Origin of the sequence: Acinetobacter sp. P1(2023) (assembly GCF_028367635.1) — a bacterium.
GTDB lineage: Bacteria > Pseudomonadota > Gammaproteobacteria > Pseudomonadales > Moraxellaceae > Acinetobacter > Acinetobacter pittii_E.
The window spans coordinates 256798-280030 of the sequence record NZ_JAQNDD010000004.1; the positions used below are offsets into that span (position 1 = coordinate 256798).

The window sequence follows — 23233 nt, forward strand, 5'->3', positions numbered from 1 at the left end:
ATGGTCTTTTTAGAACCAGAAAAATATCAACAAAGATGCGCTCAACTTTTTAATTCATATCACAAAGCTATTTGCGCCCTTCTACCATTTGCCAAAATTGAGCATATTGGTTCATCCGCTATTCCAAATGCAATTTCCAAAGGTGATCTAGATATTTATATTGAAGTTATGCCTGAGCAATTTGAATGCGCAATTGAACGCCTAAAAACACTCAACTTTATCGAAAAGCCAAATACTCTAAGAACACATGAGCTTTGTATGCTCGAGTCACTCAACAACGATGACGTTGCTTTTCAAATTGTAGTATCAGATTCAATATACACATTTTTCTTAACATTTAAAAATAAACTTATAGAGTCACCCATATTGGTCAATGAATATAATCAATTAAAATTACAGTGTAGCCATTTAGATCACGATCAATACAGAGCAGTAAAATCAGATTTTATTAATCGCGTTTTAAATCAACCCTAGTCTCAGCATTCCTTTCTCTTATAAATATCTGGTTAAAATTGGCTCCTGCAAGTTCAATTTTTTTGATACCATTCACTATTTGATTCTGTCTAAATTTTCATTGTCTATGACCTCTTCTTATCGTCAACAACTTCAAGCTAAAATTGACCGCATTACTACTCAATTTTCTGAATTTACACCACCTACATTAGAAGTGTTTGAATCACCTGAACAACATTTCCGTATGCGTGCTGAATTTCGTATCTGGCACACAGAAAATGATATGTTCTATGCCATGTTTGAGCGTAATGATGACGACAAGCAAAAAACTGTTGTACGTATTGATGAATTTCCTATTGCAGATCAAAGCATCAATAATTTAATGCCAAAACTTTTGGAAGAACTTAAAACTGAACCTAAGCTTTCTAATCGTTTATTTGAAGCTGATTTTCTCGCAACTCTTAGCGGAGAAATGTTAGTTACCTTAATCTATCACCGTAAACTGGATCAGGAATGGGAACAAGCCGCTAAAGCGCTTGCTGAAAAATTAGATATTAAAATTATGGGCCGTAGTCGTGGCCAGAAAATTACTATTGGCGATGATTTCGTCGTTGAAGAATTTGAAATTTTAAATCGTTCTTTTAAATATAAACAAATCGAAAGTAGCTTTACCCAGCCTAATGCTCAAGTTTGCAAAAAAATGCTGCAATGGGCATGTGATGCAGCTGAAGGATCGAAAAAACACTTATTAGAACTCTATTGTGGTAATGGTAATTTTACCCTTCCACTGTCTTTAAAATTTGAACGAGTACTGGCTACTGAACTTGCAAAATCATCTGTTTATGCAGCTCAATGGAATATCGAACAGAACCAGATTGATAATATTCAGGTAGCACGTCTATCTGCTGAAGAGTTTACTCAGGCTTATCAAGGTGAACGAGAATTCCGTCGTCTACAAGAAGCAAATATTGATATTCAAAGTTATGACTTTGATACGGTATTTGTAGATCCTCCACGCGCAGGAATTGACGATGAGACTTTAAAACTTTTACAAGGTTTTGAAAGTATTATCTACATTTCATGTAACCCTGACACTTTATATGAAAATTTAAAAACACTAAGTCAAACTCATCGAGTGACTAAATTCGCTTTATTTGATCAGTTCCCTTATACACATCATGTAGAGTCTGGTGTTTTACTTGAGAAGATTTAAACAAAATCTTTCATTGTAAATTTTTAAATAAGGAGGTTATATACCTCCTTATTTTTTAAAGTTTTTTTATTTAAGTATTTAAATTTTCAAAAAATATCAAGTCATCTGTGTGTCATAATTTCGTTTAACTCAAGCATTCCTATCGAAAATTCTCGAGTTCAACTGGTGGATTTATCACTTATAGAGTCTTGTATTTTATTTTAAATTGGCTATATTTCGAGCTATGTTAGGTTGTATATGAAGGCTCTATGAGTTTTTGGCAAAAGCTGTTCTTAGCAGATCAACAGCATAACGAGCATAAAAACCAGACTGCTTGTGTTGAAAATGACTGCTCATGTAAAACTAATGAACAACTTCTAAGTGCACTAGCACAAGCAACAGATGAAGATGTCATTAAGGGAATTAAAAGAGTTCTTATTTCCCGTGGTTATAGCCGAAAAGAGTTAAATGAAGTCACTCAAAAACCATCTATTCATTAATTAAAAAGCCAGTCTTGTACTGGCTTTTTTACGTTTCATTTCACTTTATTCCACAACTCGATTGATCTACCCAGCCCACCATTGGACCCAATTCAAATTGGTCATCATTCCGCTTGTTCATTTGCACATATAAACTAGAAATAGAGCCATCCAGATATAAAGCCTGCTCTACTTTAAGGTTTCTTTGGAAGAACTCGGCAAAATTGTAGAAACTCACGCTATTCTTCGATATTACAAAGTAGAGTTTATTATCTCGAATACCAATACCATTACGAATTTTCTTTGATTGGGAATCTGGTAAAAAAAGGGAATTTATCTTTCCATCAATAATTAACATCGGACCTGATTGAGTTGCATAATCAACTTTCAATTTTTTTCGGCTATATTGTTGTGTAGTTAAAACAAAGGCCTGTTTTTTATTCCAAGCCAACACACCATTCGGCTGTAAAAAGAAATTTCCAAATCCTTTATTCTTATTTAGGGGCTGAATCACCTTACTCTGTTCAACATACAACCCTACTGGAGAAAACCCTAAATGAAACATTCCTGCATTCATTGCGAAGCTAAGTTGCTCACATTGTTTTAATTGTTCCTGAATAGTGTTAAAGCTTTTGTAATATTGGTGATTATGAGGGTTTTTTAAAAATAAGCGCAATGCTTTAAAATCGTTGATCGAAACTACCTCGTATTGATCACCTTCTACCGTTTGAACCTGCTGGTAATCTATAGCATATGCGGCCTGAAACAAAAGCCCATACAAAGCGAAGCACCCAACTACCCATTTCATTGAATAACACCTGACATGACATTTTTCCTTCATATTAAGTAACTAAATTATATACAAGAAATATGAATAGATTGGATATGCATCAAACTCATTCATTCGACGTAATCAATACACTCCAAATTGCTGATATTGGTTATAATGTTTAGTAGCTTTTCAATAAAAGCCATTTACACTTTATTGGATCAGCGTAAACATGCAACAACCGAATAAACGCTACCCTTTAGGGGCTCACCTCATCGTAAAGCATCTCGGCTATAGCCATCATGGTATATATGCAGGGAGAGGTCGAGTTATCCATTATTCTGGATTAGCTCATTTCATCAAAAAACGTCCAATTGAAATCACCTCAATAGATGCATTCTCACATGGAAAAACAATACACGTCCGTTCATATGACAGACCACGTTATAAAGGGAAAATTGTGGTTCGCCGCATGCGTTCGCGTATGCACGAAAATCACTACCATCTCATTATTAATAACTGTGAACATCTATGTAGCTGGGCAATTACCGGCATTGAAAGTAGTACCCAAGTTGAACGGATGATGCATCGTTTAACGACCATTGGTTATGTAAGCTCAATCATGAGTTATATGAATGGCATGATGCTGACCGTAGCCACCACGTGTTTTGCTCTGGTGCTTTATATTAAAAAGAAATTACGTGATCAGGCAAAAAGGAAAGTCCCTACTTATCAATTTTTAAGAGAAAAATCTCAGAAAAGAAATATCGATCCTTCAGCGCCTTTAGTATTTATAGATCCGGATAAAAAAGAATCAGCCTAAATAAAAAAAGCCCTCATATTTGAGAGCTTTTTTTAGAAAACTTATAACTTATTTTTTAGTTGCACTAGCAGCAGTTGCTTCAGTCGTAATATTTACAGTGATCTTATCGCCTACATTAGGGACATAGTTACCTAAACCGAAGTCAGAACGCTTGAATGAAGTTGTAGCATTAAAGCCAATCGCTGGAACTTTCGCCATTGGGTGTTCGCCCTGCTTGTTTAAAACAGCGTCAAGTACAACAGGCTTAGTTACACCCTTAACAGTTAAGTCACCCGTAATTTTAAAGTGCTTTTTGTCTTTGGTTTCAACTTTAGTACTTTTAAAAGTAATGTTTGGATATTTAGCCGCATTAAACCAAGCTTCTTCTTGGAATTCTTTATCTAAAGCAGGCACGTTTGTATTTACGCTGCTTAAAGGAATAGTTACGTTTACAGACGAATTTGCTGGTTTTGCATTATCAACTTTAATTACACCTTGAATATCCGAGAAGTTAGCACTTGGAGTAGAGAAACCAAAGTGATTCCATGAGAAAACAGTAGCTGTATGTGTTGGGTCAATTTTGTAGTCTACTGGTGCAGCTAAAGTAACTGAACTAGCTAATGCTGCTGCCAAACCGAAGCTTAATGTTTTAAGATGCATTTTTCGTATCCTTTATTGATATAGTCGTTAGTGTATACATCAAGTAATTTAATTCACTATTCTTTATAAAACGATATGTTTCATCCATGCAACAATAAAAGCGTTACAGTTATTATTTAAAACTAATATTATAAAGTGGCGGTACTGTCATACCGTGTTCGAACTCAAGAATTTCATTTTTACTTCAAATTTATTAATTCATAATAAGGTAAAACATGGCTAATACTGCTCAAGCACAAAGTACTTCTACCCCATATCGAGTAACTCTCACCGATCCTTCAGGTCATCAATGGTTTGCAGATGAACCAACTGATAAAGGTGGCCTAGATACTGCTCCAAACCCAGTTCAGATTTTATTATCTGCTTTAGGTGCTTGTACCACCATTACATTAGAAATGTATGCAAACCATAAAGGTATTAAGCTAGATCATGTTCAAGTGGATTTAGCATTAAACCCCAATGGTGACCCACAAGCAGGCCAAAATAATATTGAACGAAAAATCATACTCAAAGGTGATTTTACTGAAGATCAACACAAGCGCTTATTAAAAGTTGCCGAGAACAGCCCTATTCATAAATTATTAACCTCTCAGATTAATATCCAAACAGAACTTAGCATTTAAAATCTTAAATAAAAAAGCGCTCCACTAGGAGCGCTTTTTTACACTACTTTAATATTTAAGCAGTTAATTCTTTTACTGCTGCAACAACAGCTTCAGTTGTAATACCAAAGAATTGGAACAAATCTTTTGCTGGTGCAGATTCACCATAAGTTGTCATACCAATTACTTTGCCATCAAGACCAACAAACTTCCACCAGTAATCAACATGAGCCGCTTCAACAGCAACACGCGCACGAATATGAGCTGGTAATACTGCTTCACGATATGCAGCATCTTGTTTCATAAATTCTTCTGCACATGGCATAGAAACTACACGCACACCATCAAGTTGTGCATAAGCTTCCATTGCTAAAGAAATTTCAGAACCAGTTGCAATAATAATTGCTTTTAATTCGCCTTTTTCTTGAGCAAGTACATAACCACCTTTTGCAGCGTTTTGAATTTGCTCTTCAGAACGTGTTTGGAATGGTAAGTTTTGACGAGAGAAAATAAGTGCTGTAGGACCGTCTTTGCGTTCTAAAGCAGATTTCCAAGCAATTGCAGTTTCTACAGTATCTGCAGGACGCCATGTATTTAAGTTAGGTGTACCACGTAATGAAGCAATTTGTTCAATCGGTTGGTGAGTTGGACCATCTTCACCTAGACCAATTGAGTCATGTGTATAAACATGAATTACACGTTGTTTCATTAATGCAGACATACGTACTGCATTACGTGCATATTCCATAAACATTAAGAATGTTGCAACGTAAGGAACGAAACCACCATGTAATGCAACGCCATTAGCGATTGCAGTCATACCAAATTCACGTACGCCATAGTATACATAGTTACCCGCTGGGTTTTCTTGAATACCTTGGCAACCTTTCCAAAGTGTTAGGTTAGAACCAGCTAAGTCAGCCGAACCACCTAACAATTCAGGTAATAAAGGACCAAATGCTTGTAATGTATTTTGGCTTGCTTTACGTGTTGCGATTGTCTCGCCTTTCGCATTTGTTTCACGAATGAAAGCATCTGCTTGCGCTGCAAATTCTGCTGGTAAATCACCACTAATACGACGAAGTAACTCAGCTGCTTCAGTTGGATATTTTGCTTGATATTGTGCAAATACCGCATTCCAAGCCGCTTCAGACTCGCTACCTTTTGCTTTCGCATCCCATGCAGCATATACATCAGCAGGAATAACAAATGCTTCTTCGTTCCAGCCTAATGCTTCACGAGTTAAAGTAATCTCATCTTTACCTAATGGCGCACCATGACAGTCTTCTTTACCTTGTTTATTTGGTGAACCTAAACCAATAATGGTTTTACACATAATGATTGTTGGTTTTTGAGTTTCAGCTTTTGCTTCGATTGTCGCTTGACGAATCGCATCAGCGTCATGACCATCTACACGAAGAACTTGCCAACCATAGGCTTTGAAACGCTCTTCTGTATCATCACTGAACCAGCCTTCTACTTCACCATCAATTGAAATACCATTATCATCATAATAAGCAATCAATTTACCAAGTTGTAATGTGCCAGCTAAAGAACATACTTCATGAGAAATACCTTCCATTAAACAGCCATCACCTAAGAAACAGTAAGTGAAATGGTCAACAACTTTTAAATCATCTTTATTAAATTGAGCAGCCAATGTTTTTTCTGCTAAAGCAAAACCAACAGCATTAGCAATACCTTGACCTAAAGGACCAGTTGTCGTCTCTACACCCGGTGCATAGCCATATTCAGGGTGACCAGGAGTTCTAGAATGCAATTGACGGAACTGTTTTAAATCTTCAATTGAAAGATCATAACCTGTTAAATGAAGCAAAGCGTATTGCAACATTGACCCATGGCCATTTGATAAAACGAAACGGTCACGGTTTGCCCATTGTGGATTTGTTGGGTTGTGATTTAAAAACTCACGCCAGACGACGTCAGCAATATCTGCCATCCCCATTGGAGCACCTGGATGCCCTGAGTTTGCCTGTTGCACAGCATCCATTGCCAATACACGAATTGCATTTGCAATACGACGTTCGTTTAAAGGGGTCGTCATAGATCAGAATCCAATTTTAATAGATTGATGAAAAGAAGAAGATGAATAACCATTCAATGCCGCTATATTGTCTTAAAAAAAAGGCTGAGGGTAAACCCCAACATGGTATATTTCTTTATTTTTAACCATTTCTTGGTTACACAAAAAACATTTGAATCCTTAAGTTATATAAAACAATGCTTATTTCTCTGCAGAGTGCTCAAATTTCAAAGTATTTCCCCTGTTAGTTTTTGATATATAGTTAAAATCTTCCCCTCATCTTGCATAAGCTGATCGTATTAGTTTTCTTTAAAGTCCAAATTTTCAGATAGAATCTTTTTATTGATTTACATGTCTAAAAAACACACTAGCAACAAGTTGTTAAAATATAAATACTTTAAATTATAACCCTCTATATCAATTTTACTAATACACTTATCAATTAAAACACACTATAAATGAAATAAATTCATGCTTTTTAGTCAGTATGAACTGGTCCTCAAGCTCAAGTCGATGTAACATATTATGTCTTTTGAAATAACCAAGATAGGACTTTCATGCGCGAGTACGCTGTTTTTACCTCGGAATCTGTAAGCGAAGGTCATCCCGATAAAATGGCCGACCAAATTAGCGACGCTATTTTGGATGCAATCTTAAAAGAAGACCCATACGCACGTGTTGCTTGTGAAACACTGGTAAAAACAGGCGCTGTTGTACTTGCAGGTGAAGTGACAACGACTGCTAATATTGATGTTGAAGCTGTTGTTCGTAATACTGTTAACGGTATTGGTTACCACCACTCTGATCTTGGCTTTGATGGATCAACGTGTGCTGTAATCAATATGATCGGTAAACAATCACCTGAAATTGCTCAAGGTGTAGACCGTCAAAAACCTGAAGACCAAGGTGCTGGTGACCAAGGTCTAATGTTCGGTTATGCAAGCCGTGAAACAGACGTGCTTATGCCTGCGCCGATTTCTTATGCTCACCGTTTAATGGAGCGTCAAGCTGAACTTCGCCGTTCAGGTGCACTTCCATGGTTACGTCCAGATGCAAAAAGCCAAGTTACTTTTGCATATGAAAATGGCAAGCCTGTACGTTTAGATGCTGTTGTTTTATCTACTCAGCACGATCCTGAAATTACTCAAAGCCAGCTTAAAGAAGCGGTTATCGAAGAAATTATCAAACCGATCATCCCTGCTGAAATGTTCCATGCAGCAACTAAATTCCATATTAACCCAACAGGTATGTTCGTAATTGGCGGACCTGTAGGTGACTGTGGTTTAACAGGTCGTAAAATTATTGTTGATACATACGGTGGTATGGCTCGTCACGGCGGTGGTGCTTTCTCTGGTAAAGACCCATCTAAAGTTGACCGTTCTGCTGCTTATGCAGGTCGTTATGTTGCAAAAAATATTGTAGCTGCCGGTCTTGCTGACAAATGTGAGATTCAAGTGAGTTATGCCATTGGTGTAGCAGAACCTACTTCGATTTCAATTAATACCTTTGGTACAGCAAAAGTTTCTGATGAGTTGATTATTCAACTTGTACGTGACCACTTCGATTTAAGACCGTTTGGTATTACTCGTATGTTGAACCTTATTCAACCAATGTACAAACAAACTGCGGCTTATGGCCACTTTGGTCGTGAAGGTTCAGACTCTGCATTTACTTGGGAAAAAACTGATAAAGTTGATGCCCTTAAAGATGCTGCTGGCCTCTAATTTGCCGTCATAAAAAAAGCCCGCGTTTGAGCGGGCTTTTTTATATTTTAAACTCTATAGTATGTAGGGTTTGGTCTTCTAGCAATCATCCTTGACGCCATATCATTTATAGCTGTAATCAAAGTCTATTGTCTTGTCGTTTTATCATCCTGATTTAACACATCAAGTAATGTTGACTGCGTAGGAGTATCTTGATGGTTCTGGATATAGATATGGACAACTTTAAATACAACGACAACCGCTAGACAAGCCATCACACAAAACATCCATAAGCCATAAGGACTTCGAATATGTTGTGAGCCACAGTATGGGCATGATTTATCTGTTGATGCCACAACTTTGTCGCAACACGCACAATGGTATTGATATAGCATAGGTAACCCTCCTTCCCTCATTTCAACCGTTGTTGTTTTAATAGGTTTGCTACATTTTTTAATTTATACATCCTTTATATTTATCCTATGTGAAATGAAAAGATAATTCAATCTAGATGAACAATTGAGTCAATTAAAAAATATTTCATAAAAACAAAAATATAAGTTAAATATTATTTTTATAGGACTATTTTTCTTATTTTGATATTTTGTCTAATTTGTTAAAATAAGCGAATAATCTCACATTTGAGGCAAATGCATGTCACATACAAAGCTCATTAATAAAGGTGGCTTTCGCGAAAGAGCCAACAGAAGTCGAGGTTATCAACAATCAGAAAATAAGCAAACTGCCTTAGCTTCCAACAAATATCAACCTCCAACAAAACCACAACAAGAGCAAACTGAATTGGCTCAAAAAGATCTTAGCGGGACTGAAGAGTCTCTAAATAAATAATATATATCTACTTAAAATAAAAAAGGCCTAAACTCTGGAGGTTTAGGCCTTTAAATAAGGTAACTATTAGTCCTTATTTTTATGTTCAATTTTCTTATGATCTGGAGTAACTTCTCTAGCTTCACCATCAATAATGCTTGAATCACGGTATTGACCTTGACTACTTCCACCTTGTTGATTCTGCATATCTTGCATTTGGCGCATTAAATCAGCAAATGGGTTTTGTCCGCCCATATTACCGCCCATACTACCCATCATTTTTTCCATCATAGCTTGTTGGCGCTTTGCAAGAGTTTTCATTGCTATATTACGGAAAGCAGTTTGAACACCAGGGATCAGAATTAAAACAGCTAACACATCAGAAACAAGACCTGGCAACATTAATAAGAAACCTGCAAAAGCATAAGCAAGTTTTTTAGTTACTGCCGGATCATTACCAAGCTGGCCTGTCATTTGCATTTGTTGTAATTGAGGCATGATACCAGCAGTACTTCTGCGAATAAGCCCCAAACCAATAAAGAAAGCAAAAATGAACCAAAAGAACACATACCATCCACTGATGAACTGTGCTACGCCAATCCATACGGCAATTTCAACAATCGCGCCCAGAACTACAATAAGAAGTAAATTCATGTAAAACTTTATCTATCTCAAAAAGAAAATTCATTGCAGTTTTATTTGCCCCAACCCTATCGAATCAGCCAGAGTCTGCAATACTAGAGTACATTTGATTTTAACTCGATAAAAACAAACATGCTTTATTATTAATGAGTGCTCTATCTGGTTTATCAAGTGCGACTTTTATCAGATTTTAATTTTTTTACTCTATTTAAACAGTATAGCTCTCTCACAATCAGTTTTTAGTCAAATAAAAAGTCTTAGCTTTTTTGAATATGTATGGCTTTTAAAGGATTAAAAAATGATATTTAAGTGACGACTCACGCAAATAGCTTACACTTTCTCTATCTAAAAGCACCGCTATTCAAGTTAAATTAAAGAATAATACTTTTAAACCAACATAGCCTTATGATTAAACAAGCTCTTTTCTTTGCCATTAGTACCATATTTTTGTCAGCATGTTCTTTCAATACAGTACAACAGCAGCAAATACACGCTATTTCTACTCATCAAAATTCAAAAGAAATAAAATCTCTGTTTGATCAAGCACAGACCACAGGTGTTTTGGTTATTAAGCGCGGAAATACAGAGGAACTTTATGGCAATCATCTAAAAAGGGCATCAACCGAATATGTCCCTGCATCTACCTTTAAAATGCTAAATGCTTTAATTGGTCTTGAACATCATAAAGCAACAACAACTGAAGTGTTTAAATGGGATGGACAAAAGCGTTTATTTCCTGATTGGGAAAAGGATATGACTCTAGGTGAAGCCATGAAAGCTTCTGCTATTCCTGTGTATCAAGAACTAGCTCGACGAATTGGCCTTGATCTTATGTCTAAAGAGGTCAAGCGTATTGGTTTCGGTAATGCTGATATTGGTTCAAAAGTAGATGATTTTTGGCTTGTAGGTCCACTCAAAATTACGCCTCAACAGGAAGCACAGTTTGCTTATGAATTAGCACATAAAACTCTTCCCTTTAGCAAAAATGTACAAGAACAAGTTCAATCTATGGTGTTCGTAGAAGAAAAAAACGGACGTAAAATTTACGCTAAAAGCGGTTGGGGATGGGATGTGGAGCCTCAAGTGGGCTGGTTAACAGGCTGGGTCGTTCAACCACAAGGAGAAATTGTAGCGTTCTCACTCAATTTAGAAATGAAAAAAGGAACACCTAGTTCTATTCGAAAAGAAATTGCTTATAAAGGATTAGAACAGCTAGGTATTTTATAATTTGAACTTTATAGCCCAGCTTATACTCATCCTTATAAGCTGGGTTATTTTAAAACTTGAAATTTGAAAACCTTATTATTTATCCGTCAACTGGCGTATGTGGTGTATTTAAATTTAACTGATAGAAAGCAGCATCTAACCATTGGCCAAATTTAAAACCTACTTGCTTAAAAGTACCTGCATGGATAAAGCCCATTTTTTCATGTAAACCGATACTCGCTTGGTTGGTTGCATCGATACAACCTATCAATACATGTAGATCGGCCTCTTGAGCGCGCTTAATCAATTCTTGCATTAGAATTTTGCTTAATCCGCTGCCACGATGTTCATGATGAATATAAATACTATGTTCAACAGTATATTTATAGGCAGGAAAAGCTCTAAAGGTTCCCCAACTCGCAAAACCCAATAACTTGCTTGTCTCATCCACAATACCAATCACTGGAAAACCATGTTCTCTTTTGACTGAAAACCATGTTTTCATTGAATCAATTGAGCGCGGTACATAATCATACAGTGCTGTAGAATTAATAATTGCCTCATTCAGTATCTCTAATATAGCCGCTGCATGTTCTGCTTCATTACAATCAATTAAACGAAAATTAGAATTGAGGGAATAGATCATAAAGATTCCTTAACGGCAGATACGAGTTGACTAGAGACGACTAAGATATAGCGAGCGATTTGAGCTGAATTATTAGTGTATATAACAGGTTGGTTGAGTTGCATTGCTAAGCAATCCCCTTTACTTAAAGCATAACAAGCTTCACCTAATTGAATATCAATTTGCCCTTCAACTACCCAAAGCTGTTGCTGTACAACATTATAGGTTTCATTAATTTCATAAGTAATTCGGGCATGAGCTGGAAATTCAATTTCAACAATTTGAAATGGAGACTTCCAATTTGGAGGAGAGACTTGACGGCGAATATATCCTGTTTCAGGGTCTTTCCATTCTGATTGTTGAATACGTCGAACTATAGGTTGTGGTGACTGATTATTTTGTGAGGTGGCGAATAGCTGAGTTAAAGGAACCTCTAAACCATTTGCCAGTTTTTCAAGGACAACCGCTGTTGGACTTGCCTCACCTCTTTCAATGAGTGAAATTGCAGAACGGCTTACCTGACATCGGGTAGCAAGAACATCTAGCGTATATCCACGCGCTAGACGTAGTTCACGTACTTGCTGCGCAATGCGTATATTTATATCTTCCATCTACCATAGACGTAAATTCCAAAATTATAGATAAGTATTCCATTAAAATAGAATTACATCAAATGATTTTAAACAATATAGATGGGTAAGATAAAAACCGAAAAATAACCATTCATCACGGCTTTCTTTAAATTACTCATGCATAACCGTTTTGGCTATGTAACAATACTCTCTAAATTACTTATATAAGTCTTCACATGGCATTGATTATTGGAATTGACCCAGGTTCACGCTTAACAGGTTATGGAATCATTGAAAAAGATGGTAGCAAACTGCGTTTTGTTGATGCCGGTACAATCCGAACAGAAACTCAAGAAATGCCAGAACGCTTAAAACGTATTTTTGCTGGCGTTGAGCGCATTGTGAAATTTCATGGCCCTACTGAAGCTGCGGTTGAGCAAGTCTTTATGGCTCAAAACCCAGACTCTGCCTTAAAACTGGGGCAAGCTCGTGGTGCTGCCATAGCCGCATTAGTTAATTTAGATTTACAAGTTGCAGAATATACTGCACGTCAAATTAAACAATCTGTGGTTGGTTATGGTGCTGCCGATAAAGAGCAAGTTCAAATGATGGTCATGCGATTACTTAATTTGACGATTAAGCCTCAATCCGATGCAGCCGATGCTCTTGCTGCCGCTATTTGCCATGCTCATGCATCGGGAAGTATGAGTAAACTGTCTGTTTTAAATGCCTTAGGTGGTATGGCACGTGGGCGAAGCCGCTCTAGCAGTCGCAGACGTTAAAAATTTATTGGTTTACCACTTGAGTAATTGCCTGATTCATTTCAAAAGCCTGCAAGCCACGCATACCATTTTTAGCTAAAAGATCTCCTGCTTGGGCATGAAGGGTAACAATCTCATGTAACGCAATATCTTGGTGGAACTGGGCTTTTAGGCTTGCAATCATTCCTGCTAACACATCACCCATTCCACCCGTTCCCATTCCAGCATTACCTTGTGTACAAATATACAAGTTATTCTCTAAAATTAGGCTACCTGCACCTTTAAGTACCCACTGGCCTGCATATTTTTGTTGTAATGCATAAATTGCAGCAATGCGGTCATTTTCAATTTGCGCTGTAGAAGAACCAAGTAAGGTAGCAGCTTCTCCCGGATGAGGCGTCGCATAAATATGCGCACCCAATTTTTCAGGTTGTTTTGCTAGAAACCACAAAGCATCAGCATCTAAAACAGTTTCTAGGTGTGTACTTTGATTTAACAAATTAAACCATTGCTGATAGATTTGGTTAGCCCACTCATCACGCCCTAACCCCATTCCAAAACATACTGCATCGACCTGAGATAAAATATCTTTAATATTGTTTTCATTTAAACTATTAATATCACGAAGCATAATATTAGGCGCCCGCGACAAAATAGCTTGATGATGATTACGATGACAAACCACCGTCACTTTTCCTGCACCCGCATAAAAGGCAGCTTCAGCAGCCATAATGACTGCTCCACCCATTTGCTCATGTCCACCAATCACTAAAATATGCCCGTAACTTCCCTTATGCCCGAATGCCATACGCTGAGGAAGTTTAATATTTGTGGGAGCCAAATAAGCCACAGGTTTCAACTCGTGGTCTATAGGAATTAGATTAATTAAATGAATTTTTCCAACATATTCTTTACCTAGTCCTGTGAATAATCCTGCTTTAAGCCCCAAAACGGTAAAGGTATGATCAGCTCTCACTGCGAAAGGTAAGACTTGTCCTGTATTTGCTTGTAAACCACTCGGTATATCAATCGAAATTTTTAGGCCTACTTGTTTATTAAACTTTTGAATCGCTTGTTGCCAATCACTATTTAATTCGCGATTTAACCCTATGCCAAATAACGCATCAATATGGCAATCGAATGTTCTTTCCACATCAAAGTTTGAATGAATTTGGACTTTCATTTCTTTAGCGAATTGCGCTGCACAATGTAAATCATTTGACTCGCCCAATTGAGCCGCAAATATTTCAACCTGAAATCCAGCTTGTTTAAGGTAACTTGCTATAAAGTAACCATCACCCGCGTTATTGCCCTGTCCACACCAAACAGCAATATTAGGGATAGTCTGATCTTTAAAAAGTTCAATAAGCTGCTGAGCAATTGACCAAGCTGCTTGTTGCATTAACCCTAATGAAGAGTTTTGTGCAGCAAACCAACGCTGCTCCCATGCTCGAATATCATCGCTATGGTAAACTACCGCCTGCATATTATTATCCTCTTGCATTTTGGTTTATGACATCTTCCGACACATCACGCATTGCAGTGCAACAACTTGATCCGCATGAATTAAAAGCATGGATCAAAGCTCAAGCATTAGAATTAGGTTTTGCTGATTGTGTCATTGCCAAACCAGATGCTCAAGAGCAAATGCCACGTTTTTTGGAGTATCTAGAACGTGGTTATCATGCAGACATGACCTATTTAGAAGAAAATCTAGAAAAGCGAGCTGATCCAAAATTATTAGTTCCTGGCACAAAAAGTATTATTTGTGTCCGTATGAATTATCTTGTGGAATCTCCAAAACCCCGATATGTACCTTTCGAACCAAACTCGGCCATTATCGCCCGTTATGCACGTGGCCGTGACTACCATAAAGTCATGCGTGGTAGATTGAAAACCTTAGCTACAAGGATTCGTGAAAAAGTCGGAGATTTTGAATCTCGTCCTTTTGCAGACTCAGCGCCTATTTTTGAAAAATCATTAGCTGAAAGTGCTGGAATGGGGTGGACAGGCAAACATACTTTACTTATTCATAAAAAATCAGGGTCTTTTTTTGTATTAGGCGAGCTATTTACATCCCTTGACTTACCTTTTGACGCACCGGCAACAGCACATTGTGGTTCTTGTAGCGCGTGTATCGATATTTGCCCGACACAAGCGATTGTCGAGCCTTATATGCTAGATGCCAGACGTTGTATTGCATACTTAACTATCGAATATAAAGGAATTATTGCTGAAGAGTTACGTGCAGGCATTGGTAATCGAATTTTTGGTTGTGATGACTGTCAGTTAATCTGCCCATGGAACAGCTTTGCAAAAAAAGCTTCTATTACCGATTTCAACCCTAGACATGGATTAGATCATATTAGTCTGCTTGATATCTGGCAGTGGGATGAAGCCACTTTTTTAGCCAATACAGAAGGTAGCCCTATTCGCCGAACAGGTTATCAATCATTTAAACGTAATATTGCCATCGGTTTAGGCAACGCACCTTATTCAAAAGAAATTGTAGATCAGCTACAAAATGGCAAGAATTTACATGACGAAATTGTCAATGTGCATATTGATTGGGCAATTGAACAACAACTCAGCCAAGTTCAGCCATCAAATTAAAAAAATGATGTTTTTTGCCCTATAGCTTTAATACGAATTCTGTATGATTATGTGTAGTGAATTAATGCCATCATCATGGATATGACAATGACTCTACGTAATGATTGGAATCGTGAAGAAATCCAAGCTTTATATGAACAACCTTTTTTGGATTTAGTTTTCAAGGCTCAGCAAGTACATCGTGAGCACTTCACTGCCAATTCGATTCAGGTCAGTACCCTTTTATCTATTAAAACGGGTAAATGTCCTGAAGATTGCAAATACTGCTCACAATCGGCACATTACGAATCAAAATTAGAAGCAGAAAAACGTATTGCTGTTGAAAAAGTGATTAGTGAAGCGAAAGCTGCCAAAGATTCAGGTTCTTCACGTTTTTGTATGGGTGCTGCTTGGCGTAACCCACATGAGCGCGATATGCCTTATGTTTTAGAAATGGTACGCGAAGTCAAAGCATTGGGTATGGAAACCTGTATGACTTTAGGTATGCTTAACCAATCTCAAGCAGAACGCCTAAAAGTTGCTGGTTTAGATTATTACAACCACAATCTAGATACATCTCGCGAGTATTATTCTCACATCATTAGTACCCGTACTTTTGATGATCGTTTAAATACACTTGATTATGTTCGTCAAGCTGGTATGAAAGTTTGTAGTGGCGGTATTGTAGGTTTAGGCGAAAGTCGTGAAGACCGAATTGGTTTATTACATGAACTCGCTACCCTACCAATTCACCCTGAATCTGTGCCAATCAACATGCTTGTTCCTATTGAAGGAACGCCTTTAGCCGATGTTGAAAAGCTTGATGTCATTGAATGGATCCGTACTATTGCTGTTGCACGTATTATCATGCCACATAGTTATATCCGTCTCTCTGCAGGGCGCGAATCATTAAGTGATTCAGACCAAGCCTTAGCATTTATGGCTGGTGCAAACTCATTATTCTCTGGCGATAAATTGCTGACCACACCAAATGCTGGTGAAGGTAAAGACCAAGCGTTATTTAATAAATTAGGTTTAACTGCTGAAAAACCAAAACCAACGGTTGCCGATTTATCAGTAGATGCAATGAGTGCTTAACTTAACACTTAAAAATTTAAAAGCCCTGATCATTCAGGGCTTTTTTCATTTATATAGAAGTTACTAATATCCCGTAAGTGGCATTCAGGAAAGTTCCGACTCGAATAATATCCCTGCCTGCCGCATGCGTTACTGTGAACTCTTGACTCAACACATCAAAATTAAAAGAATCAAAAACATCTTGATGGTGTAAGAGCCAAGTTACTGTATCTGATATATTATCATCCGCAATATAAGTTAAAGCTTTAAAGTCTTTACTCATAAATAACTCTTAAAAATAAATTTTATGAATTTTATATGAGTTCACTCTACCTTAAAAGAAAATCTAAGCTGCTTTAGGATTTACCAACGAACGCCCCGACAATAGACTTGCCAAAGCTTGAGGTGAAAATTCTAAAGAAAGCACATGATTTTTGAGATTGACTGAATGCTTACTGATTAGTGGAAGTAAGCCATCTTCTGTTTCAAAGACATATTCATCTGCAATATTTAAAATACCTTCAAGGTTCGTCGTACTCGAAGCAAGATCATGACTAAAGATGTCATAAATCGTTTGCAAGTTAAAGGTTGTTTGCTGTTCCGTCGGATGCTTAATGAGATAATCCTTTAAAAATAAAACTAATTTATGAGCAAAGAAAAAGTAATTAGGTTTATAGCTATACTTCATACTATTCATGGAACTGAACTCCAGATTATCTTTTATTAAATTACAACTAAAACAGTAGGAATTGAATCTTAAAAAATTCTTAAAAAAATAAATTATTTCACAAGTTAAATAAAAAATAAATTTAATATTTAAAAACAATAACTTAACACCATATTTAGCAATTTTATAATAAAAAAATATTTTAAATTTAAATTAATTTAATAAAATACAATCACTTAAATATTTTAAGTTTTTAATTTTTATTTTAATGAAATAGTAGTTAATTATTTTACCAAATGATAAAAAATATCTCACCCATTCGCTCTTAATAAAAATTAATTGATCAAAATATATATAAATATAATGTTTTTCTTGTTTTTTGATTGAAAAATGATATATTTCCTTTGCCTTACTTAATCAGAATAAACTTACTGAAAAGTAATGGATTTTATTTTAAAGGGCTATTCTGGGGATTTTATGAAAAAATTTATTTTTATGGCGGCTGTTTCTCTCTTAAATATAGCAAATGCACAAGCTGCAGATGGCACAATTACTATTAATGGTCTTGTTACGGATAATACTTGTACTATTGATACTGGAGATAAAAATTTAACAATCAATTTACCTACCGTTTCATCTCAAACCTTAAAGAATGCAGGTGATGTGGCTGGTCGTACGCCTTTTCAAATTAACTTAACGAACTGTGCCGCTGCAGGTAAGGTTGCAACTTATTTTGAACCCGGTGCTACCGTTGACTTTAATACAGGTCGGTTATTAAACCAAGCCACCTCTGGTGCAGCAACAAATGTGAATATTCAATTACTTGGCAGTAATAATGCTGTGATTCCTGTACTTGCTACAAGCACCAATGAAACACAGACTAATTCACAATGGGTAAATGTTTCAGCAGGTGGTAGTGCTGACCTTAACTATTATGCTGAATATTATGCTACAGGTGCTTCTACTGCTGGTACGGTAACATCGCAAGTAAAATACACGATTATTTATCAATAAAATTAAAATTGAAGCTTCTATTCATGAATAGAAGCTATCTCCTACCTATTATTTATTATTGAGAATATGACTCATGCTTTTTCGTGGTCGTAAATTTTTTTGGGGATTAGTTTGCCTACAGGCAGTACTAACTACTACAGGTCATGCTGAAATTGTTTTACATGGTACACGTGTCATTTATCCTTCAAATGCACGTGAAATGACATTACAACTGAGTAATAACGGTACTGCCCCGTCTCTTGTCCAAGCATGGATTGATGATGGAAATGCCAAGTCAACACCCGATGAAGCAAATGTCCCCTTCATTATTACACCACCGATTTCGCGGGTAGAAGCAACTAAGGGACAAACCTTAAGAATTACAGCTTTACCAACCTCATCTCAACTTAGCCAGCAACAAGAATCGATTTTTTGGCTTAATGTTTTAGATATACCTCCTAAACCGGAAGGGAAAACTCAACAAAAAGACCAAGCCACTTCTACCTCTAATAATTTTTTGCAACTTGCTGTTCGCTCAAGAATTAAATTCTTTTATCGTCCTATAGACCTAAAAGAAAATATTGATCAACTCAGTGACAAAGTCGAATGGAAAATAAATGATCAATATATAGCAATAAAAAATCCTACGCCGTTTTTCCTCACTATTACTTCAATTTTTCAAACAAGTGAAGGTCATAAAACAGACTTATTACAGCAAGGTATAATGATTGCCCCTTTTTCAGAGGATAAAATAAAACTAAAAAATAAAAACTTAGCAGATATGAGTTTTGTATATATCAATGATTACGGTGGACGAGTTGAGCACCAAATAAAGTTCTAACCTCACTGTATTACTTAAGAAAATTTAACTACCTATCATGAATAGGCTCTAAAACTATGTCTAAATGGTTTATACCTTATATATGTTTAAAAAGCCCTTTTACTTGTTACATCGTATCAAGTATTACGTTATTCATGTCTGTGGCTGCATATGCTGAAAACAATACTGATGTTTCACATTTCTCAAAAGCCGAATTTGATAGTAATTTCTTAGTCGGTAACGCACAAAAAATTGATATAGCTCGCTTCAAATACGGAAACCCGATCTTACCTGGTGAATACAGCTTAGATGTCTATGTTAATGGTCAATGGCTAGGTAAGCGGCGCATGCAATTTAATGCCCTAACTCCCAACACAAATGCTGAAACATGTTTTACAGAAGCCATGTTATTTGAATATGGTGTAAAAGCTGATGTTTTGAGTCAAAAAGCTTCTACTTCATCGGCTTCGTGCAAAGCTCTCGCTTCATGGATAGATAATGCTTTTTATTTATTTGATAGTTCCCGTTTAAGACTTGATATTTCAATTCCGCAAGCAGTCTTAGAAAAAAATGCGCAGGGCTATATCGATCCACACTTGTGGGATCGCGGTATTAACGCGGCTTTTTTAACTTATAACGCAACAGCATATCGAATAGTGAATGAACAGCGTGAAAATACATATGCTTTTATGGGAACAAATCTTGGAGCGAATTTAGCAAGTTGGCAGTTTCGCCATAATGGACAATGGAAATGGCAAAGCCAGTCCAGCTCTCAATCCAATAATTCTTCTTATACATCAACAAATACATATGTACAAAAGGCCTTTCCCCAAATTCATGGTGTTGTGACCTTAGGAGATTATTTTACTAATAGTGATTTTATCGACTCCTTACCCTATCGCGGCGTAAATATTTCAAGTGATGACCGAATGCTTCCAAATAGTATGGTGGGTTATGCTCCAAGAATCCGAGGTTATGCAAAAACCAATGCAAAAGTCGAGGTTAGACAACAAGGTAACTTAATCTATCAGACAACAGTACCGCCTGGAAACTTTGAAATTAATGATCTCTATCCAACAGGATTTGGAGGCGAGCTACAAGTTTCGGTAATTGAATCTAATGGCGTAATTCAGAAATTCGCTATTCCCTATGCTTCTGTCATTGAAATGCTGCGCCCGCAAATGAGTCGATATTCACTCACTTTAGGACAATTTCGCGATTCAAACGTTAAATTAACTCCATGGTTAATCCAGGGTAAATATCAACGAGGAATTAATAATTACCTCACGGCTTATAGTTCAGCTCAAGGAACACAACAATATTTCTCTGTATTATTAGGTACAGCTTTTTCAACACCAATTGGAGCTATTTCTTTTGATGTTACTCACTCAAATGCCGAATTTGCTCAACTGCCTAAAATGGCAGGGCAAAGTTATCGTTTAAGTTACAGTAAGCTATTTTCTCCAACGCATACCAATTTAACATTAGCAACTTATCGTTATTCAACAGAAAACTATCTCAAATTGCGTAATGCAATTTTAATTCGAGACTTACAACAACAAAATATTGATAGTTTTTCAGTAGGCAAACAAAAAAGTGAATTCCAGCTTACTTTGAATCAGGCCCTTCCAAATCAGTGGGGAAATTTCTATTTAGTAGGCTCGTGGACAAATTATTGGAATCAATCTACTCCTAATAAGCAGTTTCAATTAGGTTATAGCAATCAATTTAAAGATTTAACTTATAGTTTATCTGCAATTAATAGTGAAATTACCCAAGCTGATGGACGGGCTGGCCAAGATACTCAATACCTAGCGTCCCTATCCTTTCCATTAGATTTTAAGAAAACCTCTTTAAATTTGAATAGTGTTCTAAGTGAAGATAGCCAAATTTTAAGCTTAAGCGGGTTTACGGGAAGTCGTTTGAACTACGGCGCATCAATTTCTAGTCAAGATCAGGGGCAAACGAATCTCAATATTAATGGTAACTATAAAACAAACTACACAACCATAGGCGCTTCAATAAGTTATGCCGACTCCTATCAACAAGAAATGCTTAACTTAAGTGGCAATATCGTTGCACACTCCCAAGGACTACTATTTGGAACAGACCAAGCTCAAACAATGGTATTAGTTTACGCGCCAGATGCGACAGGAGCACAAGTCGGGAATATGCCAGGGCTAAGCATTAACAAAAAAGGGTATGCCGTTATTCCGTATGTTACACCCTACCGTATGAATGACATTAGCCTTGACCCACAAAATATGTCTACACAAGTTGAGCTAGCTGAAAGTAGCTTACGTATCGCACCTTATGCGGGCTCAATCACTAAAGTTCAATTCACAACAAAAAAAGGTTATGCACTTTTTATTAGTACAACAACATTAGATGGTTCACATCTACCTTTTGCCGCACAGGTATATAACCAGAATAACGAAGTAATAGGTATTGTCGCACAAGGCAGTCGTATTTATTTAAGAACACCCTTAAACCATGACCGTTTATATGTGAAATGGGGAGATAAGAGTACAGAAAAATGCGAACTTGAATACGATATAACCGATCAAATAAAGCATAACAACCAACCAATTATTATGACAAAGGCAGTCTGTAAATGAATAATATTTTAAAAAAAATTGGATTTTTAGCGGTGAGTCTATTTGCTTATAACCATACAAATGCAAATTGTACTTTAAGTAAAGGATTTACCACTGTCGATATTCCAATGAACATTGGTAAAATCGTTGTAAAACCGACAGATCCTATAGGAACTATATTACAAAGGAATACTTTTTCAATCTCTCCAAATAACTCAAGTGCAACGTGTAGTCGTGCGAGTGATCAAATTATTGCAGCTCTCCCCTTAAACTATCCAATTAGTTCAATAGGTAATAATATCTATGCAACCAATATTCCCGGTATTGGTATTCGTCTTTATCGTGAAGCTGCAGATGCTTCAGATTTTTCTGGATATTATCCATATAGACGTACATTAACACCCAATACAGCCTATACGCTTTCTCCAGGGTATTTTGTTATGGAGGTGATTAAAACCGCGATGACAACAGGTTCAGGCGCCTTAGTAGCAGGCCGTTACAGTACTTATTATGTATCGGGGCAACAGAATCGCCCATTTCTAACCACTACCGTATTAAGTAATGCCCCTATTCTAATCGCATCCTCATCATGTGAAATTCAAAATGGAATAGATACTCCTGTGCAACTTCCTAATGTTATGAAGTCAGGTTTTAAAGCGATTGGTTCAACACAAGGTGAACAGAGTTTTAACTTATCCATTTTATGTAATGGCGGCGAGAATAATTCTGGTATAGCTACGAGCAACACGATCAGCTTAAGTTTTGATTATAACTCTGACCCCACCAATAATCAGGTCATTAATAATAGTGCTGCAAATTCAAACAAAGCCAATGGTGTGGGTGTAGAACTGCTATGGAATATGAATGGCGCTAACAGCCCCATTCAAAAAACAGCCAAACAAAATATAGGCACAGTCAATTCTAACCAAACTATAGAATATGATATTCCCTTAACGGCTCGTTACTACCAAACAGCAACTAATGTAAGCGCAGGTATAGTTACCGCAACAGCAACGGTGACTATTCAATATGATTAATTCATCCCTATACCATTTATTAAAGTAAAAATTAGAGGTTTCTAAAAACTTAAATTTTTAACTTTTTAATACTTTGTAGTAATATTAAAAAATTCCATAAAAAAATGCTCAT

At 36.6% G+C, this 23233-nt stretch carries 25 protein-coding genes; 15 read left to right on the forward strand and 10 right to left on the reverse strand.

The annotated features are described in order from the left end of the window. The 3 genes from POD11_RS08240 to POD11_RS08250 all read left to right on the forward strand — a co-directional run bounded on the left by POD11_RS08240 (window position 1) and on the right by POD11_RS08250 (window position 2145). The gene (locus POD11_RS08240) at window positions 1–474 is read left to right on the forward strand and encodes a GrpB family protein (protein WP_262456903.1); all 474 of its coding nucleotides are present in this window, start codon (window positions 1–3) and stop codon (window positions 472–474) included. 106 nt (window positions 475–580) lie between these two features. Then, window positions 581–1666: a tRNA (uridine(54)-C5)-methyltransferase TrmA gene (trmA, locus tag POD11_RS08245; protein WP_262456904.1), complete on the forward strand. Its 1086-nt coding sequence runs from the start codon at window positions 581–583 to the stop codon at window positions 1664–1666. A gap of 248 nt (window positions 1667–1914) precedes the next feature. Beyond that, window positions 1915–2145: a hypothetical protein gene (locus tag POD11_RS08250; protein WP_005069589.1), complete on the forward strand. Its 231-nt coding sequence runs from the start codon at window positions 1915–1917 to the stop codon at window positions 2143–2145. Between the two features lie 40 nt (window positions 2146–2185). Here POD11_RS08250 and POD11_RS08255 read toward each other — a convergent pair whose 3' ends face one another. Further along, window positions 2186–2932 carry a phosphodiester glycosidase family protein gene (locus POD11_RS08255; RefSeq protein WP_262456905.1) on the reverse strand — a complete coding sequence of 249 codons (747 nt, stop codon included), beginning with the start codon at window positions 2930–2932 and terminating at the stop codon, window positions 2186–2188. Window positions 2933–3125: 193 nt separating this feature from the next. On the opposite strand from POD11_RS08255, the gene POD11_RS08260 reads away from it, so the two are divergent. Further along, window positions 3126–3716: a lecithin retinol acyltransferase family protein gene (locus POD11_RS08260; protein WP_224991757.1), complete on the forward strand. Its 591-nt coding sequence runs from the start codon at window positions 3126–3128 to the stop codon at window positions 3714–3716. 48 nt (window positions 3717–3764) lie between these two features. Here POD11_RS08260 and POD11_RS08265 read toward each other — a convergent pair whose 3' ends face one another. Continuing rightward, the gene (locus POD11_RS08265) at window positions 3765–4355 is read right to left on the reverse strand and encodes a YceI family protein (protein ID WP_262456906.1); all 591 of its coding nucleotides are present in this window, start codon (window positions 4353–4355) and stop codon (window positions 3765–3767) included. A gap of 215 nt (window positions 4356–4570) precedes the next feature. Between POD11_RS08265 and POD11_RS08270 the strand changes: the two genes are divergently transcribed. Further along, window positions 4571–4978 carry an OsmC family protein gene (locus POD11_RS08270; RefSeq protein ID WP_262456907.1) on the forward strand — a complete coding sequence of 136 codons (408 nt, stop codon included), beginning with the start codon at window positions 4571–4573 and terminating at the stop codon, window positions 4976–4978. A 55-nt stretch (window positions 4979–5033) separates the two neighbouring features. Here POD11_RS08270 and tkt read toward each other — a convergent pair whose 3' ends face one another. Then, window positions 5034–7022 (reverse strand): transketolase, encoded by a 1989-nt coding sequence (gene tkt, locus POD11_RS08275; RefSeq protein ID WP_262456908.1) that lies wholly within the window; start codon window positions 7020–7022, stop codon window positions 5034–5036. Between the two features lie 536 nt (window positions 7023–7558). Between tkt and metK the strand changes: the two genes are divergently transcribed. Continuing rightward, window positions 7559–8725, forward strand: a complete 1167-nt coding sequence (gene metK, locus POD11_RS08280; RefSeq protein ID WP_016141235.1) for a methionine adenosyltransferase — start codon at window positions 7559–7561, stop codon at window positions 8723–8725. A gap of 125 nt (window positions 8726–8850) precedes the next feature. On the opposite strand, the gene POD11_RS08285 is transcribed toward metK, so the two are convergent. Further along, window positions 8851–9099 carry a hypothetical protein gene (locus tag POD11_RS08285; RefSeq protein ID WP_002121448.1) on the reverse strand — a complete coding sequence of 83 codons (249 nt, stop codon included), beginning with the start codon at window positions 9097–9099 and terminating at the stop codon, window positions 8851–8853. Window positions 9100–9358: 259 nt separating this feature from the next. Between POD11_RS08285 and POD11_RS08290 the strand changes: the two genes are divergently transcribed. Further along, window positions 9359–9553, forward strand: coding sequence for a hypothetical protein (locus tag POD11_RS08290; protein WP_262456909.1), 195 nt, complete (start codon window positions 9359–9361; stop codon window positions 9551–9553). A gap of 66 nt (window positions 9554–9619) precedes the next feature. Here POD11_RS08290 and POD11_RS08295 read toward each other — a convergent pair whose 3' ends face one another. Continuing rightward, window positions 9620–10186 carry an FxsA family protein gene (locus POD11_RS08295; protein WP_262456910.1) on the reverse strand — a complete coding sequence of 189 codons (567 nt, stop codon included), beginning with the start codon at window positions 10184–10186 and terminating at the stop codon, window positions 9620–9622. A gap of 393 nt (window positions 10187–10579) precedes the next feature. Between POD11_RS08295 and blaOXA the strand changes: the two genes are divergently transcribed. Continuing rightward, a complete protein-coding gene (blaOXA, locus tag POD11_RS08300; protein WP_262456911.1) occupies window positions 10580–11401 on the forward strand; it encodes an OXA-213 family carbapenem-hydrolyzing class D beta-lactamase in 822 nt (273 codons plus the stop codon). A 79-nt stretch (window positions 11402–11480) separates the two neighbouring features. Here blaOXA and POD11_RS08305 read toward each other — a convergent pair whose 3' ends face one another. Further along, window positions 11481–12026, reverse strand: coding sequence for a GNAT family N-acetyltransferase (locus POD11_RS08305; RefSeq protein ID WP_239968378.1), 546 nt, complete (start codon window positions 12024–12026; stop codon window positions 11481–11483). Beyond that, window positions 12023–12616: a helix-turn-helix domain-containing protein gene (locus tag POD11_RS08310; protein WP_016141240.1), complete on the reverse strand. Its 594-nt coding sequence runs from the start codon at window positions 12614–12616 to the stop codon at window positions 12023–12025. The genes POD11_RS08305 and POD11_RS08310 overlap by 4 nt, the downstream gene beginning before the upstream one ends. Window positions 12617–12813: 197 nt before the next feature. On the opposite strand from POD11_RS08310, the gene ruvC reads away from it, so the two are divergent. After that, a complete protein-coding gene (gene ruvC, locus POD11_RS08315; protein ID WP_002121356.1) occupies window positions 12814–13359 on the forward strand; it encodes a crossover junction endodeoxyribonuclease RuvC in 546 nt (181 codons plus the stop codon). 4 nt (window positions 13360–13363) lie between these two features. Here the strand turns inward: ruvC and POD11_RS08320 are convergent, their stop codons facing one another. Next, window positions 13364–14824, reverse strand: coding sequence for an NAD(P)H-hydrate dehydratase (locus POD11_RS08320; protein ID WP_262456912.1), 1461 nt, complete (start codon window positions 14822–14824; stop codon window positions 13364–13366). Window positions 14825–14850: 26 nt separating this feature from the next. Here POD11_RS08320 and queG point away from each other — a divergent pair, with 26 nt between their 5' ends. Together queG and bioB are read left to right on the forward strand one after the other, a co-directional pair. Next, window positions 14851–15951: a tRNA epoxyqueuosine(34) reductase QueG gene (gene queG, locus POD11_RS08325; protein WP_262456997.1), complete on the forward strand. Its 1101-nt coding sequence runs from the start codon at window positions 14851–14853 to the stop codon at window positions 15949–15951. 87 nt (window positions 15952–16038) lie between these two features. Continuing rightward, entirely contained in the window at window positions 16039–17028 is a 990-nt protein-coding gene (gene bioB / locus POD11_RS08330) for a biotin synthase BioB (RefSeq protein WP_005069622.1), read from the forward strand. 49 nt (window positions 17029–17077) lie between these two features. On the opposite strand, the gene POD11_RS08335 is transcribed toward bioB, so the two are convergent. Continuing rightward, on the reverse strand, window positions 17078–17290 hold the full coding sequence (locus tag POD11_RS08335; protein WP_262456913.1) for a hypothetical protein: 213 nt from the start codon (window positions 17288–17290) through the stop codon (window positions 17078–17080). Between the two features lie 63 nt (window positions 17291–17353). Beyond that, window positions 17354–17704: a hypothetical protein gene (locus POD11_RS08340; RefSeq protein ID WP_016141244.1), complete on the reverse strand. Its 351-nt coding sequence runs from the start codon at window positions 17702–17704 to the stop codon at window positions 17354–17356. Between the two features lie 447 nt (window positions 17705–18151). Between POD11_RS08340 and POD11_RS08345 the strand changes: the two genes are divergently transcribed. From POD11_RS08345 to POD11_RS08360, 4 genes are all read left to right on the forward strand, one after another. Further along, window positions 18152–18688 (forward strand): fimbrial protein, encoded by a 537-nt coding sequence (locus tag POD11_RS08345; protein ID WP_425306144.1) that lies wholly within the window; start codon window positions 18152–18154, stop codon window positions 18686–18688. Between the two features lie 73 nt (window positions 18689–18761). Continuing rightward, the gene (locus tag POD11_RS08350; RefSeq protein WP_262456914.1) at window positions 18762–19508 is read left to right on the forward strand and encodes a fimbrial biogenesis chaperone; all 747 of its coding nucleotides are present in this window, start codon (window positions 18762–18764) and stop codon (window positions 19506–19508) included. Between the two features lie 140 nt (window positions 19509–19648). Then, a complete protein-coding gene (locus tag POD11_RS08355) occupies window positions 19649–22105 on the forward strand; it encodes a fimbria/pilus outer membrane usher protein (protein WP_262456998.1) in 2457 nt (818 codons plus the stop codon). Further along, complete coding sequence (locus tag POD11_RS08360) at window positions 22102–23121, forward strand: fimbrial protein (protein ID WP_262456915.1); 1020 nt, start codon at window positions 22102–22104, stop codon at window positions 23119–23121. The genes POD11_RS08355 and POD11_RS08360 overlap by 4 nt, the downstream gene beginning before the upstream one ends. Window positions 23122–23233 lie beyond the last annotated feature (112 nt).